This window comes from Mesorhizobium sp. Root157 (assembly GCF_001427385.1).
GTDB lineage: Bacteria > Pseudomonadota > Alphaproteobacteria > Rhizobiales > Rhizobiaceae > Mesorhizobium.
On sequence record NZ_LMGJ01000001.1, the window covers coordinates 366,377 to 382,602 of the forward strand.

Below are 16,226 nucleotides of genomic sequence, written 5' to 3' on the forward strand. Positions count from 1 at the left end.
ATCCGGCACCGACGCTTCCCCTCGATACCCGGTGCGCACCGAGTTTCCCGCAGAAGCGATGGCACGGATTATGGAAGAGGTTGAGAGGGCGTGGAAAAGGGTGGTGAGAGGTTTTTGCGGGAGGTGATTGGAAACAATGAGTTGGCGATGGGGTAGGAACGGCGGGTGGATGGATCGATCCACGGCTTGACGCGACCTCATCGACGGTGACGGAGAGGCCGCCGCGAGGCCTTCGTCAATCGCTGGACGCCGTCTCGAAAAACGTCAGGCGGTTGCCGAAAGGATCGATCACCGTGATTTCACGCGTGTTCCAAGGCGTGTGTTCGAGACCGGGCCTCGCATAGGCGTAGAGCCTGGCAATCAGTTCCTGATGCAGCCCGTCGATATCCGCAACCTCAATGCGCACCGCAGCTCCGGGGCTGCCGTCGCCATGGTGTTCGCTCAAGTGCAGGACACAGCCGTCCCGAACAATGCCCAGATAGAGCGGCGCCTTGTCGGAAAACCGATGCTCGAAGTCGATCTGAAAACCAAGGAAGTCGAGATAGAATTCACGCGCCTTGGCGATATCGAACATGCGCAGGATCGGCGTGACGGTTCCGAGTTCGGGCATTGCTCTTCGCCTTGACGACAAACCATGCGTGAGAATTATTTCAGTTCCAGCAGCCGTTCAAGATAGCTGCGCTCGACATCGGGCGACAAAGCGTTGCCGAGCCGCTTGCGGATGGCTTCGAGAATCTGGCGGGCCCGCTGCACGTCGATCTCGTCCGGAACCTTGACCGAATCGCCGAAATCCGGCCCTTGCGTGGCGCGTGGACGCCCCAGCGGATCGCGGTCCGCGTTCTGCTGGCGGCCGCCCTGTTCGCTACCCCCCTGATCGCCCTGCATCGCCTGCAATTGCTGCATCATTTCCTTGGCGCCTTGCCGCAGCGCTTCAAGCGCACGGCCCTGATGGCCGACCGCGCGCTCGCCTTCGCCTTGTCCAAGCGACTGCCGGGCATCGCCCATCGAGCGGCCCGCCTGGCCGAAGCCTTCATTGGGCTCCATGCCCATGCCTTCCAGATCCTTGCCCAGTTGCTGCAGATCGCCTTGCAACTGGCCCTGGCCTTGCTGCAACTGCTTCAGCGCCTCGGCAAACTCCTCAGGGGTCATCGGACGGCCTTGCTGGCCCTGCTGGCCTTGGCCTTGCTGGTCCTGGCTTTGCTGGTCTTGCTCGCCTTCGCCCATCTGCCCGTCGCCATTTTCGCCACGCTGCATCTGGTCCATGCGGAAGGTCTCGTTCATCATCTCCTGCTGGCGCCGCATGATCTCGCCCAGCTTGTCCATCTGCTGGCGAAGCTCGCTGTTTTGCTGGCCCTGTTGTCCCTGCCTGCCTGCCTGCAGATTGTTCATCATGTCCTGCAACTGCGAAAGCAGTTCCTGCGCCCTGTCACGGTTGCCGGACCTGGCCAGATTCTCGATCTGGTCCATCAGTCGCTCCAGATCGCTCTGGCGCAGTTCCTGCGCATTTGGCGGCAACTGCATTGCGTTCTGGTTCTGCTGGTTGCGCTCTGCGAATTCGCGCAGGAATTCGTTCATCGCCTGACGCAATTCCTGCATCAGCTTTTCGATTTCCTCATCGCTGGCGCCGTTCTTCAACGCGTCCTGCAAGGCCTGCTGCGCCTGGCGCAGGCGCTTTTCGGCGGCCGAAAGGTCGCCTTCCTCGATGCCGAGCGCCACTTCCCAAAGATAGGAAACCACGTCGCGAAGCTGGTCGTCGCTGCCGGCCAGCTTGAGGCGGCTGCGCGCGCTCATGATGGCAAGATAGTGGGCCATGCTGTCGAACGTATCTTCCGGGCGCAGCGTAATGGCGTCCATCAGATCGAGCACACGCGGCTTGGCATTGGCATCGAGCCCAAGCAGGCGGCGCTGCTCGATCACCGCGCGCGCCAGCGGATTGGTGAAGGTCCGCTCCGGCAGGACCATGGTCCTGGTTTCGCTGCGACCGATCTGGTCGGCACCGTCCGTTGCCGTCAGCGTCAGCTTGATCGGGCTCCCGGCCCAGACATGTTCGGTCAGGTCCTTGCTGGTCTTGGCCGCGTTCGCCTTCGAGCCGCGCCGGGGCAGCGACAACGGCATGTCCGGCGCACCGTAGAGCGGGCGGGCATTCGGCGCCGGAGCGTCGGCCAGCGCGAACTCGCTCATGGCCGAAGCCGCGCCATAGTCGTCCTCGATCTGGTAGTGCAGTTCGAGCGACCCGTTGACTGCCCGCCTTGGCTCGCCGGCAAAGCGTATCGTCGGCGGTTTGTCGGGCGTGACCGCGAAGTCCCACTGCCCGATTTCCTGCTCGCCCGCTTTCAGCACGAGTTGACCGTCACCGACGAGCTTGCTGGCGAATTGCAGCGCCACCAATCCGGATTGCGGTTGCGCCTCGGGCACGCCACCCTCTGCTCCGGAAGGTTCGATAGCCCGCGTTTCACCATCTGCCGACAGGTAAGCCAGCGTTTCCGTGCCCGCTCCCCCCGTGACGCGCAGCGACAGATCGCTGTTCTGCGGCACGGTGAACATTGCCGTTGCCTGATTGGTGTCGGCGGTGAGGAATATCGGAGCCTTGCCGGTATATGCCGGCGGCGTCACCCAGGCGTCGATACGCGGCGCAATGGCCTCCTGCCGGGCGCTTGGCCGAAAGCCGTCGGCGAGGCTGCCGCCAAGCGGGCCGAAGGAAAAGGCGAAGGCCACGGCCAGCACCAGCGCCGCCAGCGCACGCAAGCCCCAGGGATCGCGGTCAGGGATACCGGCGGACGGCAGGTCGGCGCCCAATCGGCCAAGCTTTGCCGCCATGCGCTTCTGGTGTTCGAGCCACAGCGCCTGGGCAAAACCTGTCTGCCTGCCGCTCGGCCGGTCCGTCTGGACCAGCACCGGGCTGTGCAGCAGCTTGTTCGCGCTTTCGATGCGCCGGTCGACCTCGGCGGCCAGGGGCAAGCGGAAGCGGCGCAGCGGAGACAGTGCAGCCAGAGCGGTGATGCCGAAAGCCGCGACCAGGACAAGGCGTGGCACATCCGGCATTCGTCCAAGCAGCCCGAACCATGACAGGCTGGCGAACAGGCTGGCAACGATCACCAGCGGCAAGACCAGCGGCCAGCCGCGCTCGATGATCATGGCAAGGCGCGTGGCGGCGCGGCTCAGCGCCAGCCCTGCCGGCAGATTGCGGTGCGTGCTCTCGGCAGATTTCTCTGTCATCGGCCTGTCTGGGCCTTTCTGGGGGCCTTTCCGGGTCTGGCTGCTATGGCGCGGCCTCACGTCGCAACAATAGCAGCAAACACGGCAAAGGCGAGGCAGCTTCCCGAAAACGTGAACGCTTGTCAGAGCCAGTCGGGGATGGAATCCAGTCCGATCAACTCGTCATAGGTCTGGCGTTTCCTGACAACCGCGAAGCGATCGCCATCGACCAGCACTTCGGGCACCAGAAGGCGGCTATTGTAGGTGCCGGCCTGCACGGCCCCATAGGCGCCGGCGGTGCCCACGGCGATCAGGTCGCCGAGCTGAAGACGGGGCAGATCTCGGTCGAGGCCAAGGAAATCGCCGGTCTCGCAGACCTGGCCGACCACATCGACGGTCATGCGCGGCGCGGTCAGCGCCGGCTGGACGACCGGACGGATGTCGTGGAAGGCGTCATAGAGGGTCGGACGGATCAGGTCGTTCATGGCCGCATCGACGATCAGGAAGTTCTTGGCGTCGCCTTCCTTCACGAAGATCACTTGCGAAACGAGGATGCCGGCATTGCCGACGATCAGCCGGCCGGGCTCGAACATCACCTTGATGCCCAGCGCCGTGACATGCTTGCGCACCACCGCCGCATAAGCTTCCGGCAAGGGCGGAGGATCGTTGTCGAACCGATAGGGGATGCCAAGGCCGCCGCCGAGATCGACATGGCTGATATCGTGCCCGTCGGCGCGCAACGCGCCGATCAGGTCGACCAGCAGTGCGAAGGCGTCGTCGAAAGGCTGGAGTTCGGTGATCTGGCTGCCGATATGGGTGTCGATGCCCTTCACCTTCAGACCCGGCAACCGGGCCGCGCGCGCATAGACTTCGCGCGCCCGCTGCCAGGCAATGCCGAACTTGTTCTCGGCCTTGCCGGTCGAAATCTTCCTGTGCGTTTTGGCATCGACGTCCGGATTGATGCGCAGCGAAACCGGCGCGATCTTGCCAAGCGCAGTCGCACGCGCCGAAAGCAGTTCGAGTTCCGGCTCGGATTCGACGTTGAAGCACAATATGCCGGCCTCAAGCGCGAAATCCATTTCCTGCGCCGTCTTGCCGATGCCGGAGAACAGGATCTTGTCCGCCGGGATGCCTGCCGCCAGCGCGCGGCGCAGTTCGCCCTCCGACACCACATCGGCGCCGGCGCCCAACCTGGCCAGGGTTTTCAGCACGGCCTGGTTGGAGTTCGCCTTCATGGCATAGCAGACCAGGGCGTCGAGACCGGTAAAGGCCTGCGAGAACACCCGGTAGTGCCGCGTCAGCGTTGCCGTGGAATAGCAGTAGAAAGGCGTGCCGACCTGAGCCGCAATCTCGGGAATGGCCACGTTCTCGGCATGGAGAATGCCGTCGCGATAATCAAAGTGGTTCAAGAGGGTATGTTCCGAGAGATCAAATCAACGGGTCGAGGATGAATGGCTTGTCCGTATCCGGCTTGGCCGGTTCCGGCGGCAGCGGCTCCTTGGCTTTCTGGGCGTCTTTTCGCGCCTGCACGGCCGCGTCATAGGGCGTATCGAGAGCCGATTTGCGCCCACAAGCGACAACCGTGGCCATCGCCGTAAGGAGCGTAAGCGTAACCAAAATCCTGCCAGCGGTCATCGATCCACCCGTCCGTACATTTCGTACGACGCTTTTAGCCAAGTTCTGCGCGCATTGCACCCCGGCATCATGCCTTGGCAAGGCGCTTTTTCCAGTAACGCACCTGCCGGCGCACCTGGGAAGGTGCGGTGCCGCCGAAGCTCTCGCGGCTCTTCACCGAATTGTGCACCGACAGCACCGAGAATATGTCCTCGGTTATGCCGGCATGGATAGAGCGCAAATCCTCCAGCGACAATTTCTCGAGGCCGACCTTGTTTGCTTCCGCCAGCGCCACGGCCCGGCCCGTCACATGGTGGGCCTCGCGGAACGGCATGCCGAGGCTGCGCACCAGCCAGTCGGCGAGGTCGGTGGCGGTGGCATAGCCGGAGCCGGCGGCTTTCTTCATGGCGGCGGCATTGACGGTCAGGTCGCGCACCATGCCGGTCATCGCCGCCAGCATGAGGTCGAGCGTCTCGGCGGCGTCGAAGACGGCTTCCTTGTCTTCCTGCATGTCCTTGGAATAGGTGAGCGGCAGGCCCTTCATCACCGTCAGCAAGCCGATCAGATGGCCGTTGACGCGGCCGGTCTTGGCCCGCACCAGTTCGGCCGCGTCCGGGTTCTTCTTTTGCGGCATGATCGAGGAGCCGGTGGAATAGCTGTCCGAAAGCCGCACAAAACCGAATTGCGGCGTCGACCAGATGACGATCTCCTCTGCCAGCCTCGAAAGATGCGTCGCCGTGATGGCGGCGACGGACAGGAACTCCAGCGCATAGTCGCGGTCGGAGACGCTATCCAGCGAATTGCGGGTCGGCTCGCGGAAGCCAAGCGCCCTTGCCGTCATGTGACGGTCGATGGGAAAGCCGGTGCCTGCAAGGGCCGCGGCACCCAGCGGGCTTTCGTCCATGCGTTCGATGGCGTCGCGCACCCTGGAAAGATCGCGGGCAAACATCTCGACATAGGCCAGGCAATGGTGCCCGAAGGTGACCGGCTGCGCGGTCTGGAGATGGGTGAAGCCGGGCATCACCGTAGCGGCATGTTCCTCGGCCCGCTCGACGAAGGCGGCCATCAGACCCTTGAGCGCTTCGGTGACCCGGAAGAACTCGTCCTTTACCCAAAGCCGGAAATCGACCGCGACCTGGTCGTTGCGCGAGCGGGCGGTGTGCAGCCGCCCGGCTGCCGGACCGATCATCTCGGCCAGTCGTGCCTCGACATTCATGTGGATGTCTTCCAGCCGGGTCGAGAACTCGAACTTTCCCGCCTCGATCTCTTTCAGGATCGTGGTCAGGCCGTCAGCGATCTTTTCTTGATCGGCCGCCGAAATGATGCCGGTTTTCGCCAGCATCTCACTGTGGGCGATGGAGCCGCGGATGTCTTGCGCGTAAAGTTTGCGGTCGAAGCCGATGGAGGCGTTGATCGCTTCCATGACCGCTGCGGGACCCGAGGCAAAACGTCCGCCCCACATCTGGTTGCTGGCCTTCTTGTCACTCATCGCTATAAACCCGTGTCCCGGAGCAGTTCGAAATATGGCAGACGGCAGAAAACTCTTTCCCACCACGCGCCTGATCCTGGCGGCTCTCGCCGCAGGCGTAGTGGCTGGCGCCGTCGCGGTATATGTCAGCGGCGGGCTTGCTGGCAACAACGCACCGCAAGGCCAGGTGGCGGCCCAGTCGACCGAGGATGCCGTTTGCGCCGCCAAGGTCGACCGCGCCAAGACCATTGCGGCCGCGGCAACGGGCGAGGTCGCCGCATTGCTGCCGGCCGACCCGCCGCAATCGCTCAAGTCGCTTGCCTTTGACGGGCCGGACGGCAAGCCGCTCGGTCTTGCCGGACATGCGGGCAAGACGGTGCTGCTCAATCTGTGGGCGACGTGGTGCGCGCCATGCCGTGCCGAGATGCCGGCGCTGGACGCGTTGCAAAAAGAGATGGGCGGCGACCGGTTCGAGGTCGTTGCCGTCAACGTCGATACCGGCGACGACGCCAAGCCGAAAGCGTTCCTCGAGGAAATCGGCGTCCGGGACCTGCGCTACTACAGCGACCATTCGCTGGCGCTGTTCAACGACGTCAAGCAACGCGGCCTCGCGCTCGGCCTTCCGGTCACCATGCTGATCGATGCCGAAGGTTGCCTTGTCGCCCACATGAACGGGCCGGCCGAATGGTCCGGCGCGGATGCAAAAAAACTGATCGAAACGGCGCTGAGGCCGTAACCCCCCGACGATCACGCAAGTTCGCCGCAGTCGATGACGCTTGGGACAGCAGTTCTTCGCGTCCGTTGGCTCGCGTAAGAGGTCGATTCCCAAGCGAACCAAACGAAACCAATGTGAAATAAGGGTGAAAATTCACGAGCGCGTAACAAAACTATTGTGCTACTGTCACAATGCACCGATACTCCCGCAGCGAACCCATTTCGCCAATGACAAACCGGGAGAGAAACATGAAGTTTCACGGCTTCGCGGCCGGTGTGGCCGCCACCCTTACCTTGTTTTCAACCACATCGGCCTTCGCCGTCACCGAGATCAGCTGGTGGCATGCGATGACCGGCGCCAATGCCGAGGTCGTCGACAAGATTTCCAAGGATTTCAACGCCAGCCAGAGCGACTATGAAATCGTTCCGGTGTTCAAGGGCACCTATCCCGAAGCATTGAATGCTGGCATTGCCGCGTTTCGCGCTGGCCAGTCGCCCGATATCCTCCAGGTCTTCGATGTCGGCACCGGTGTCATGATGGCCGCCGAAGGCGCCATCAAGCCCGTCGCCGAAGTGCTCGAGGGGGCCGGCCTGAAATTCGACAAGAGCCAGTATCTTCCCGGCATCGTCGCCTATTACTCGAAGCCGGACGGCACCATGCTGTCGTTCCCCTACAACTCGTCCTCGCCGATCCTGTACTACAACAAGGATATCTTCAAGAAAGCCGGCCTGGACGTGGACAACCCGCCCAAGACCTGGAACGAGGTCTGGGACGCTGCCAAGAAGATCAAGTCCAGCGGTGCGGCCGCATGCGGCTACACGTCGACCTGGCTGACCTGGATCCACCTTGAGAACTTCGCCGCATGGAACGACGTTTCCTACGGCACCAACGAGAACGGCCTCGCCGGCGGCGAGGTCGAGCTCAAGATCAATGCGCCGATCTTCGTCAATCACTTCCAGGCCATCGCCGACCTCGCCAAGGACGGCACCTTCAAATATGGCGGGCGCACCTCCGAGGCCAAGCAGATCTTCCTCGCCGGCGAATGCGGTATCTTCACCGAATCTTCGGGCGGGCTTGGCGACATCGTCAAGTCCGGCATGAACTATGGCATCGGCCAATTGCCTTATGACACCGACGCCAAGGGCCCGCAGAACACCATTCCCGGTGGCGCCAGCCTGTGGGTGATGGCCGGCAAGACGGACGAGCAGTACAAGGGCGTCGCGGCCTTCTTCGACTATCTGTCGAAGACCGAGGTGCAGGAATATCTGCACCAGAAGTCAGGCTACCTGCCGGTCACGCTGGCAGCCTATGAGGCGACCAAGAAGTCGGGCTTCTACGATGAGAACCCCGGCCGCGAAACGCCGATCCTGCAGATGATGGGCAAGGCGCCGACCGCGAATTCGAAGGGTGTCCGCCTCGCCAACCTGCCGCAGGTTCGCGATATCGAGAACGAGGAATTCGAGAAGATGCTTGCCGGCCAGCAGACCGCGCAGCAGGCGCTCGACAACGCCGTCAAGCGTGGCGATGCGGCAATCAAGGACGCGATGGGCAACTGATCTCGTTGACCTTGCCCACCGTTAAAACTCTTCCGGTTCGCACCGTACCAAGCCTCTCTCCCCGCCGGGGGGAGAGGTTAGGTGTTTTGCTCGGCGAAATTCATCTCCTTTTTACAGGGAGTTCGTGTCGCGGCAGGGGCGGGCTTGGAGTGACGCCTGTGCGAGGGGTGCGCTTCGCATGACCCCGCGCGTCGTCTTCCCCAACAGGGTTCTTCCCTATCTTCTGGTGGCGCCGCAACTCGCCATCACGCTCGTCTTCTTCTACTGGCCGGCCGGGCAAGCGCTCTACCAGTCGATGCTGAAGGAGGATCCGTTTGGGCTGAGATCGAAATTCGTCTGGTTCGCCAATTTCGAGAAAGTACTCTCAGACCCCGCCTACATGAATTCCATCAAGGTCACGACGGTATTTTCGCTTGCCACGGCGATCGTGGCGATGAGCGTCGCGTTGCTGCTGGCGGTCATGGCCGACAAGGTGGTGCGCGGCAAAGGCATCTACCGCACCTTGATGATCTGGCCCTACGCAGTCGCGCCGGCCATTGCCGGCATGCTGTTTCTGTTCATGTTCAATCCGTCGATCGGAACGCTTGCCGTGTTGCTGCGCAAGGCGGGCTTTGCCTGGGATCCGCTGCTGAACGGCACCGACGCCATGATGCTTGTCGTCACCGCCGCCGCGTGGAAGCAGATCAGCTACAATTTCCTGTTCTTCGTCGCCGGGCTGCAGGCCATTCCCAAGACCCTGATCGAGGCTGCGGCGATCGATGGCGCCGGCGAGACCAAGCGCTTCTGGACGATCATCTTTCCGCTGCTGGCGCCGACGACGTTCTTCCTGCTGGTCATCAACACGACCTACGCCTTTTTCGACACCTTCGGCATCATTCATGCCGTTACCGGGGGCGGGCCGGGCAAGTCCACGGAAACGCTGGTCTACAAGGTCTACAATGACGGCTTCGTCAATCTGATCCTCGGCGATTCCGCGGCGCAATCGGTGATCTTGATGGTCATCGTCATCGCCCTTACCGCCGTCCAGTTCCGGTACGTGGAGAAGAAGGTGCATTATGGGTGAGATCAAATGATCGGCTCATCGTCGACGCGCACCTTCATCGCCCACGCCGTCCTGCTTCTCGGCATCCTGATCGTCGCGTTCCCGATCTACTATACCTTCGTCGCGTCGACCCATACGTTGCAGACGATCCTGCGGCCGCCCTTGCCGCTCCTGCCCGGCGGCGAGTTCTGGAACAACTATTCGGAGGCCCTGACGGGAGGCGTCAACCGCATCGGCGGCGTCGGCGTCGATGTGCTCCTGCTCAATACCACGGTGATGGCGCTCGGCATTGCCGTCGGCAAGATCTGCATCTCGATCCTGTCGGCCTACGCCATCGTCTTCTTCCGCTTTCCGCTCCGGATGGTGTTTTTCTGGCTGATCTTCATCACGCTGATGCTGCCGGTCGAGGTTCGCATCCTGCCCACCTACAAGGTGATGGTCGATCTCGGCCTCATCGACACCTATGCCGGGCTGATCGTGCCCCTGATTGCCTCGGCAACGGCAACGCTGCTGTTCCGGCAATTCTTCATGACCATTCCCGGCGAACTGGTCGAGGCGGCGCGTGTCGACGGCGCCGGTCCGTGGCGCTTTTTCTTCGATATCCTATTGCCGCTGTCACGCACCAACATCGCGGCCCTGTTCGTCATCCTCTTCATCTACGGCTGGACGCAATATCTGTGGCCGCTTCTGGTCACCAACCACAACGACATGAACACCATCGTCATCGCGCTGCGCAAAATGGTGTCGTTTGCCGACGCCGATACGCAATGGCACCTGGTCATGGTGACGGCGATGCTCGCCATCGTGCCGCCGATCCTCGTTGTCGTGGCCATGCAGCGATGGTTCGTGCGCGGCCTGGTCGAATCGGAGAAGTAAGCATTTATGGCAACCGTCGATCTGAAGGATGTGAAGAAGGTCTATGCCGGCGGCATCGAGGCCGTGAAGGGCGTCAGCATCGCCATTCCGGACAAGGAACTGTGCGTGCTGGTCGGCCCTTCCGGCTGCGGCAAGTCCACGCTGTTGCGCATGATCGCGGGGCTGGAGGCCATATCGTCGGGGACCGTCTCCATCGACGGCAAGGTGGTCAATGAGATCAGCCCGACCGATCGCGACATCGCCATGGTGTTCCAGAACTACGCGCTCTATCCGCACATGAAGGTCTACGACAACATGGCCTACGGCTTGCGCAACCGCGGCACGCCGAAAGCGGAGATCGACAGCCGCGTCCGCTCGACGGCCAAGGTGCTCGAACTCGACCATTTGCTGGATCGCCGGCCGCGTGAATTGTCCGGCGGCCAGCGCCAGCGCGTCGCCATGGGTCGCGCCATCGTGCGCAACCCGAAGGTGTTCCTGTTCGATGAGCCGCTTTCCAATCTCGACGCCAAGCTGCGCGGCCAGATGCGGGTCGAGATCAAGAACCTGCAGCGCAGCCTTGGCGTGACCTCGGTCTATGTCACCCACGACCAGCTTGAGGCGATGACGCTGGCCGACATCCTCGTCGTCATGAATGCCGGCCTCGTCGAGCAGATGGGCGCTCCGCTGGACATCTATGAGAAGCCGGCCTCAACTTTCGTGGCTTCCTTCATCGGCGCGCCGCCGATGAACTTGATGGCTCTGGGACGCGATGGCGGGCAACCGCACCTGGCCGATGGCGCGAAACTCGGCGTCGAACCTCCAGCAGCGGCCACGACGCTCGGTTTCCGGCCTGAGGATGCACTTGTCTTGCCCCCGGATGCCAAGCAGGGCGGTTTCGTCCTGCCTGCCGTTGTCGAGGCGGTGGAGCCGGTCGGCGCCGAGAGCTTCCTGCATTGCGCGGCAGCCGGCAGCCGGATCCTGGTGCGTGTTTCCGGCCGCGCTACAGCCAAGCCCGGCGACAAGCTCGCCGTAGCAGCCAATTCGGACAAGATTCACTGGTTCGACGCATCGGGAAAGCGGGTCTGAAACCCGCATTCCCAGCTCTCGAGGCGAGTTAGAGCGCGTTACGATCTTTCAGATTCGCCGGCGCGCTCTAAGTATTTGTCTTTATGCATGTCGTTATCCCGAAACCGGTTCCCACTTTCGGGCGACATGCATCAGTTGGCGATGCGGTGCGCGAACTCGGCCAGCGCCTTCTGGTAGATGGTCGCCCGGTTCCAGTCGTTCCAGACGCCATAATTGGCTTCGCCCGGCCTATAGCCGCCGCCCGCGCTCCAGCCATGGCCGCGCAGGAAATTGGCGGTCGATGCGAGAACGTCGGCGCGGGAATGGATTAGGTCGCGGCGGCCGTCGCCATCGAAGTCGACCGCGAACTGCAGATATTTGGAAGGCAGGAACTGCGTCTGGCCGAGTTCGCCAAAACCGGCGCCGCGCATCTGTGCCGCGGAAATGTAGCCCTTCTGGGCGATCTCAAGGGCTGAATCCAGTTCGTTGGTGAAGAATTCCGAACGGCGGCAGTCATAGGCGAGCGTGGCCAGCGGGCCGAACACGCTCTTGTTGCCGGAATTGGCCCCAAAGCCTGTCTCCATGCCCCAGATCGCCAGCAGGACTTCAGGCTGCACGCCGAATTGCGCCTCGATCTTTCGAAGCAGGCCGGCCTGCGACTTCATATAGCCCTTGGCCTTGCTGACATAGGAGGCGGGGGCGCGGCGGGCCAGGAACTGCTCGACCGTTCCCTTGAACGCCTTGTGCTGGCTGCGGTCGATCTTGATGACGCCGGTGTCGTACTTCACGCCTTGCATCGGCCGGGTGTCGATGCCACGTGCCTGCGCGTCCGCCTTGTAGGCCTCGGTCCAGGCGGCGAAGCCGCTGCCGTCCTTGCCGCACTGGCCCGCGGCTTGCGCCCCGGTGGCCATCATCAGCGCCGCCAGCGTGGCCGCAGCAAAAACCCGTCCTTTGGCAAGAACTGCCATATTCGTCTCCTGATTGCCTGAATCACATCCTTGACGCGAATTTGCCAGTGAAACTCGCGTTTGTCATCGCCCTTTGGCTGCAGCCCTTCGGGAAGGCGGCTCTGTGTCCCATGAACACGCTCTAAATGTGGCAACGGGCCGGCCACCGGGCTTAACAATTCGTGAGGCATGCCAAGATGGATTAGCTGGAACTAATGCTAGCTCCCTCCGTTCCTTGCCCTGAGGGGTGGTGCAAAAACGGAGAGAAACCATGAAACTGCTCTTGCTGCCGATTGCCGCCGCACTTGCCCTTTCTTCAGGTGCAGCACTTGCCGACACTTCGGTTTCCGCGGTCGCCGACCTCAATGTGCGCGCAGGTCCGGGCCCGCAATATCCGGTGATCGGCGTCCTGAAGGTTGGCCAGCCGGCAACGCTCACGGGATGCCTCGAGAATTCGAAATGGTGCACGATCGCCGAAGCCGGCGGGCAGGGGTGGGTCTACTCCGACTATGTGACCGCCGAATTTGGCAGCACCCGTCTGGTTGTGACCCAGCGGCCGCCTGACGCCGGCATCACCATTGTCCCGCCACCGGCCGACCTCGACCGGTATCCGTCCAGCTATACGGCCGCCATTGTTCCGGGCGAGCCGATCGACGTGATCGACGCCCCGCCTGACGCGGTTCGCACCTATATCAGCGAGAACACGCTGGAGCCGGTCTATCTTGAGGGCGAGGTGGTCACGGGCTCGTCATTGCCGGATACCGTCATGCTTGGCGAAATTCCGGACTACGACTACCGCTACGTTTACGTGAACGGCCAGCCGGCCCTCGTCGATCCGGCAACCCGCCGTATCGTCTACATGGTTCGCTGAACACCGTTTACCCTGTCGACAACTGCGTCGCCGAAGTGAATTCAACTTTGGCGGCGCATGCGCTAGTCATACCTGCCAACACAATGCAGGGTGATGCGTGCTGTTCAATTCCCAGGCCTTTGAACGATACCGGCGTTCTCCGAACGACAAAACGACGCTCCTGCGCATCATCCTGGGCGTAGCGATCGTCATGGTCGCCTGGGCGAGCTCGACTTTGATCATGGTTGCGGCCGGCGCCTATATCCACGCCACGCAATCGGCCGATGCCGGCGAAGCCGTGAGGCCGAACGTCATGGAAAGCTTCATGGCGTCGCCGGCAGGCATCCTCACCGCGCTTCTGTCCTTCGCCGGTATCTGGCTCGGCGTCTGGATCGCCATGAGGTGGGTGCACCGCGAACGGATCACCGCATTGTTCGGCAACAGCCGCCGCATTTCCCGCGACGCTTTCCTCAAGGGCTTTGTTGCCGTCGTCATCACCTCGCTTTTGTCGGAAGTGCTGCTTTACCTGCTGCGGCCCGAGATCGGGCGTGGATCGATCCCCATCGGCTCCTGGCTGCTTTTCCTCGTTCCGATCTGCCTTCTGACCTTTGTGCAGACGTCATCGGAGGAACTGCTGTTTCGCGGCTACCTGCCACGCGGGCTTGCCAAGCTGTTTCGCAGTCCGGTGATCTGGGGCCTGTTGCCGCTTGTCGTGTTCACGTCGCTGCACTGGAGCCCGACAACAAACTCTTCGATGAACATGGCCGGCCTTGGCGCCATCGGCGCGTTCGCGCTGGTGCTGATGGTCCTTGTCTACGCGACCGGCAATCTCGGCGCGGCGTTCGGCGCCCACCTCGGCAACAACCTGTTCGGATTCCTGCTGATCTCGCATCAGGAAAGCTACAATGCCTTCGCCCTGTTCACGGCGGCTCCCCTGGAAGGTCCCGGTTGGGGCTCCAGCGACGCGTTGCTCATCACCGCGATCGGCATCATCTCAAGCGCGCTGACGCTGCTTTTGCTGGTGCATCCCCGGTCGTTCCTGCGGGTCGCACCTGACCTTGCGCCGGCAGGCGAACAGGGCGCATCGTCAGCGCCAGCTTGACTCTGGCGTAATTTTCCTGTCTACAGCGCGCAAATTCCGCGACGAGTTTTTCTCCGAGCAAGCCGACCGGGACGCGAAGCCTCTCTTGAGGTGAACGCCGTAAATCGATCCTGGAGGCCAACACCCGGCAGCGCAATGCGCCCCCGGGTGCTTTTTGGCTTTGGGTTTTTTGCCCGATGGTTTTGCTTGGACGCTTGGCGCAGACGCACTACCTTTCCGGCATCATCCGGGTGCCTGGGAAAAAGGGAAAAGAATGTTCGAGAGCTTACAAGAACGGCTTGGTTCCATTCTGAACGGCCTGACCGGCCGTGGCGCGCTGTCGGAGGCTGATGTCGCCGCAGCACTTCGCGAAGTGCGCCGCGCGCTGCTGGAAGCCGACGTGGCGCTGGAAGTGGTGCGCTCCTTCACCGACAAGGTGCGCGACAAGGCCGTTGGCGCCGACGTGCTGAAGTCGATCAAGCCCGGCCAGATGGTCGTCAAGATCGTCCACGACGAACTGGTCGAGATGCTCGGCGCCGAGGGCGTGGCCATCGACCTCAACGCGCCCGCCCCGGTCGTCATCATGATGGTCGGCCTGCAAGGATCGGGCAAGACCACCACCTCCGCCAAGATCGCCAAGCGCCTGACCGACCGCCAGAACAAGAAGGTTCTGATGGCCTCGCTCGACACGCGCCGTCCCGCCGCGCAGGAGCAGTTGCGCCAGTTGGGCGAGCAGACGAAGGTCGCCACCTTGCCGGTCATCGCCGGCCAGACGCCGGTCGACATCGCCAAGCGCGCCGTGCAGGCCGCCAAGCTCGGCGGCCATGACGTTGTCATCCTCGATACCGCAGGCCGCACCCATATCGACGAGCCGCTGATGGTCGAGATGGCGGACATCAAGAAGATGTCCGCACCGCACGAAATCCTGCTGGTCGCCGATTCGCTGACCGGCCAGGACGCCGTCAATCTGGCCAAGAGTTTCGATGAGCGCGTCGGCATCACCGGCCTTGTGCTGACCCGCATGGACGGCGACGGCCGCGGCGGCGCCGCCCTTTCCATGCGCGCCGTCACCGGCAAGCCGATCAAGCTGATCGGCACCGGCGAAAAGATGGATGCGCTGGAGGAGTTCTATCCCAAGCGCATCGCCGACCGCATCCTCGGCATGGGCGACATCGTCTCGCTGGTGGAAAAAGCCGCCGAAAACATCGACGCCGAACAGGCGGCGGCGATGGCGAAAAAGATGCAGTCGGGCAAGTTCGACCTCAACGACCTTGCCGGACAGTTGCAGCAGATGTCGAAAATGGGCGGCATGGGCGGCATCATGGGCATGATGCCCGGCATGGGCAAGATGAAGGACCAGATGGCCGCGGCCGGCCTCGACGACAAGATGTTCGGGCGCCAGCTCGCCATCATCTCTTCGATGACCAGGGCCGAGCGCGCCAATCCCGATATGCTCAAGCACAGCCGCAAGAAGCGTATCGCTGCCGGTTCCGGCACCGATGCGGCCGAGATCAACAAGTTGCTCAAGATGCATCGCGGCATGGCCGACATGATGAAGGCCATGGGCGGCAAGGGCAAAGGCGGCGGCATGATGCGCTCCATGATGGGCGGGCTCGCTTCGAAGATGGGGCTTGGCGGCATGGGCGGCATGCCGGATCTGTCGAAGATGGATCCCAAGCAGATTGAGGCGCTCAAGAAGCAGGCCGAGGCGGCTGGTTTCGGCAAGGGCCTGCCCAAAGGCATGCCAGGCGGATTGCCCGGCCTTGGCGGTGGCGGGTTGCCGGGCCTTCCAGGCGGCGGACTTCCAGGGCTGCCCGGCCTCGGCAAGAAGAAGTGAG

The 16,226-nt window shown here is 62.6% G+C and carries 14 protein-coding genes; 8 read left to right on the forward strand and 6 right to left on the reverse strand.

Going from position 1 to position 16,226, the window contains the following annotated elements; translation table 11 throughout:
- Nucleotides 1–235: 235 nt before the first annotated feature.
- From ASD64_RS01855 to argH, 5 genes are all read right to left on the reverse strand, one after another.
- The gene (locus ASD64_RS01855) at nucleotides 236–610 is read right to left on the reverse strand and encodes a glyoxalase superfamily protein (RefSeq protein WP_056099762.1); all 375 of its coding nucleotides are present in this window, start codon (nucleotides 608–610) and stop codon (nucleotides 236–238) included.
- A gap of 35 nt (nucleotides 611–645) precedes the next feature.
- On the reverse strand, nucleotides 646–3,216 hold the full coding sequence (locus ASD64_RS01860) for a TIGR02302 family protein (protein ID WP_056099764.1): 2,571 nt from the start codon (nucleotides 3,214–3,216) through the stop codon (nucleotides 646–648).
- Nucleotides 3,217–3,338: 122 nt separating this feature from the next.
- On the reverse strand, nucleotides 3,339–4,604 hold the full coding sequence (gene lysA, locus ASD64_RS01865) for a diaminopimelate decarboxylase (protein WP_056099767.1): 1,266 nt from the start codon (nucleotides 4,602–4,604) through the stop codon (nucleotides 3,339–3,341).
- Between the two features lie 19 nt (nucleotides 4,605–4,623).
- Nucleotides 4,624–4,830 (reverse strand): hypothetical protein, encoded by a 207-nt coding sequence (locus ASD64_RS01870; RefSeq protein ID WP_056099769.1) that lies wholly within the window; start codon nucleotides 4,828–4,830, stop codon nucleotides 4,624–4,626.
- Between the two features lie 67 nt (nucleotides 4,831–4,897).
- Nucleotides 4,898–6,298, reverse strand: coding sequence for an argininosuccinate lyase (gene argH / locus ASD64_RS01875; protein WP_056099772.1), 1,401 nt, complete (start codon nucleotides 6,296–6,298; stop codon nucleotides 4,898–4,900).
- Between the two features lie 34 nt (nucleotides 6,299–6,332).
- On the opposite strand from argH, the gene tlpA reads away from it, so the two are divergent.
- From tlpA to ASD64_RS01900, 5 genes are all read left to right on the forward strand, one after another.
- Nucleotides 6,333–7,013 (forward strand): thiol:disulfide interchange protein TlpA, encoded by a 681-nt coding sequence (tlpA, locus tag ASD64_RS01880; protein ID WP_056099774.1) that lies wholly within the window; start codon nucleotides 6,333–6,335, stop codon nucleotides 7,011–7,013.
- Between the two features lie 227 nt (nucleotides 7,014–7,240).
- Nucleotides 7,241–8,548, forward strand: a complete 1,308-nt coding sequence (gene ugpB / locus ASD64_RS01885) for a sn-glycerol-3-phosphate ABC transporter substrate-binding protein UgpB (RefSeq protein ID WP_056099777.1) — start codon at nucleotides 7,241–7,243, stop codon at nucleotides 8,546–8,548.
- Between the two features lie 178 nt (nucleotides 8,549–8,726).
- Nucleotides 8,727–9,611 (forward strand): sn-glycerol-3-phosphate ABC transporter permease UgpA, encoded by an 885-nt coding sequence (gene ugpA, locus ASD64_RS01890; protein ID WP_056099780.1) that lies wholly within the window; start codon nucleotides 8,727–8,729, stop codon nucleotides 9,609–9,611.
- Between the two features lie 6 nt (nucleotides 9,612–9,617).
- Nucleotides 9,618–10,466 carry a sn-glycerol-3-phosphate ABC transporter permease UgpE gene (gene ugpE, locus ASD64_RS01895; protein WP_056099783.1) on the forward strand — a complete coding sequence of 283 codons (849 nt, stop codon included), beginning with the start codon at nucleotides 9,618–9,620 and terminating at the stop codon, nucleotides 10,464–10,466.
- Nucleotides 10,467–10,472: 6 nt separating this feature from the next.
- The gene (locus tag ASD64_RS01900; protein ID WP_056099785.1) at nucleotides 10,473–11,531 is read left to right on the forward strand and encodes a sn-glycerol-3-phosphate import ATP-binding protein UgpC; all 1,059 of its coding nucleotides are present in this window, start codon (nucleotides 10,473–10,475) and stop codon (nucleotides 11,529–11,531) included.
- Nucleotides 11,532–11,662: 131 nt separating this feature from the next.
- Here ASD64_RS01900 and ASD64_RS01905 read toward each other — a convergent pair whose 3' ends face one another.
- Nucleotides 11,663–12,478 (reverse strand): lytic transglycosylase domain-containing protein, encoded by an 816-nt coding sequence (locus ASD64_RS01905; protein ID WP_056099787.1) that lies wholly within the window; start codon nucleotides 12,476–12,478, stop codon nucleotides 11,663–11,665.
- 250 nt (nucleotides 12,479–12,728) lie between these two features.
- Between ASD64_RS01905 and ASD64_RS01910 the strand changes: the two genes are divergently transcribed.
- The 3 genes from ASD64_RS01910 (at nucleotide 12,729) to ffh (ending at nucleotide 16,225) form a co-directional block, all read left to right on the forward strand.
- Entirely contained in the window at nucleotides 12,729–13,328 is a 600-nt protein-coding gene (locus tag ASD64_RS01910; RefSeq protein WP_056099790.1) for a DUF1236 domain-containing protein, read from the forward strand.
- A 97-nt stretch (nucleotides 13,329–13,425) separates the two neighbouring features.
- Nucleotides 13,426–14,409: a CPBP family intramembrane glutamic endopeptidase gene (locus tag ASD64_RS01915; protein WP_056099793.1), complete on the forward strand. Its 984-nt coding sequence runs from the start codon at nucleotides 13,426–13,428 to the stop codon at nucleotides 14,407–14,409.
- A 253-nt stretch (nucleotides 14,410–14,662) separates the two neighbouring features.
- Entirely contained in the window at nucleotides 14,663–16,225 is a 1,563-nt protein-coding gene (gene ffh, locus ASD64_RS01920; RefSeq protein WP_056099795.1) for a signal recognition particle protein, read from the forward strand.
- Nucleotide 16,226 lies beyond the last annotated feature (1 nt).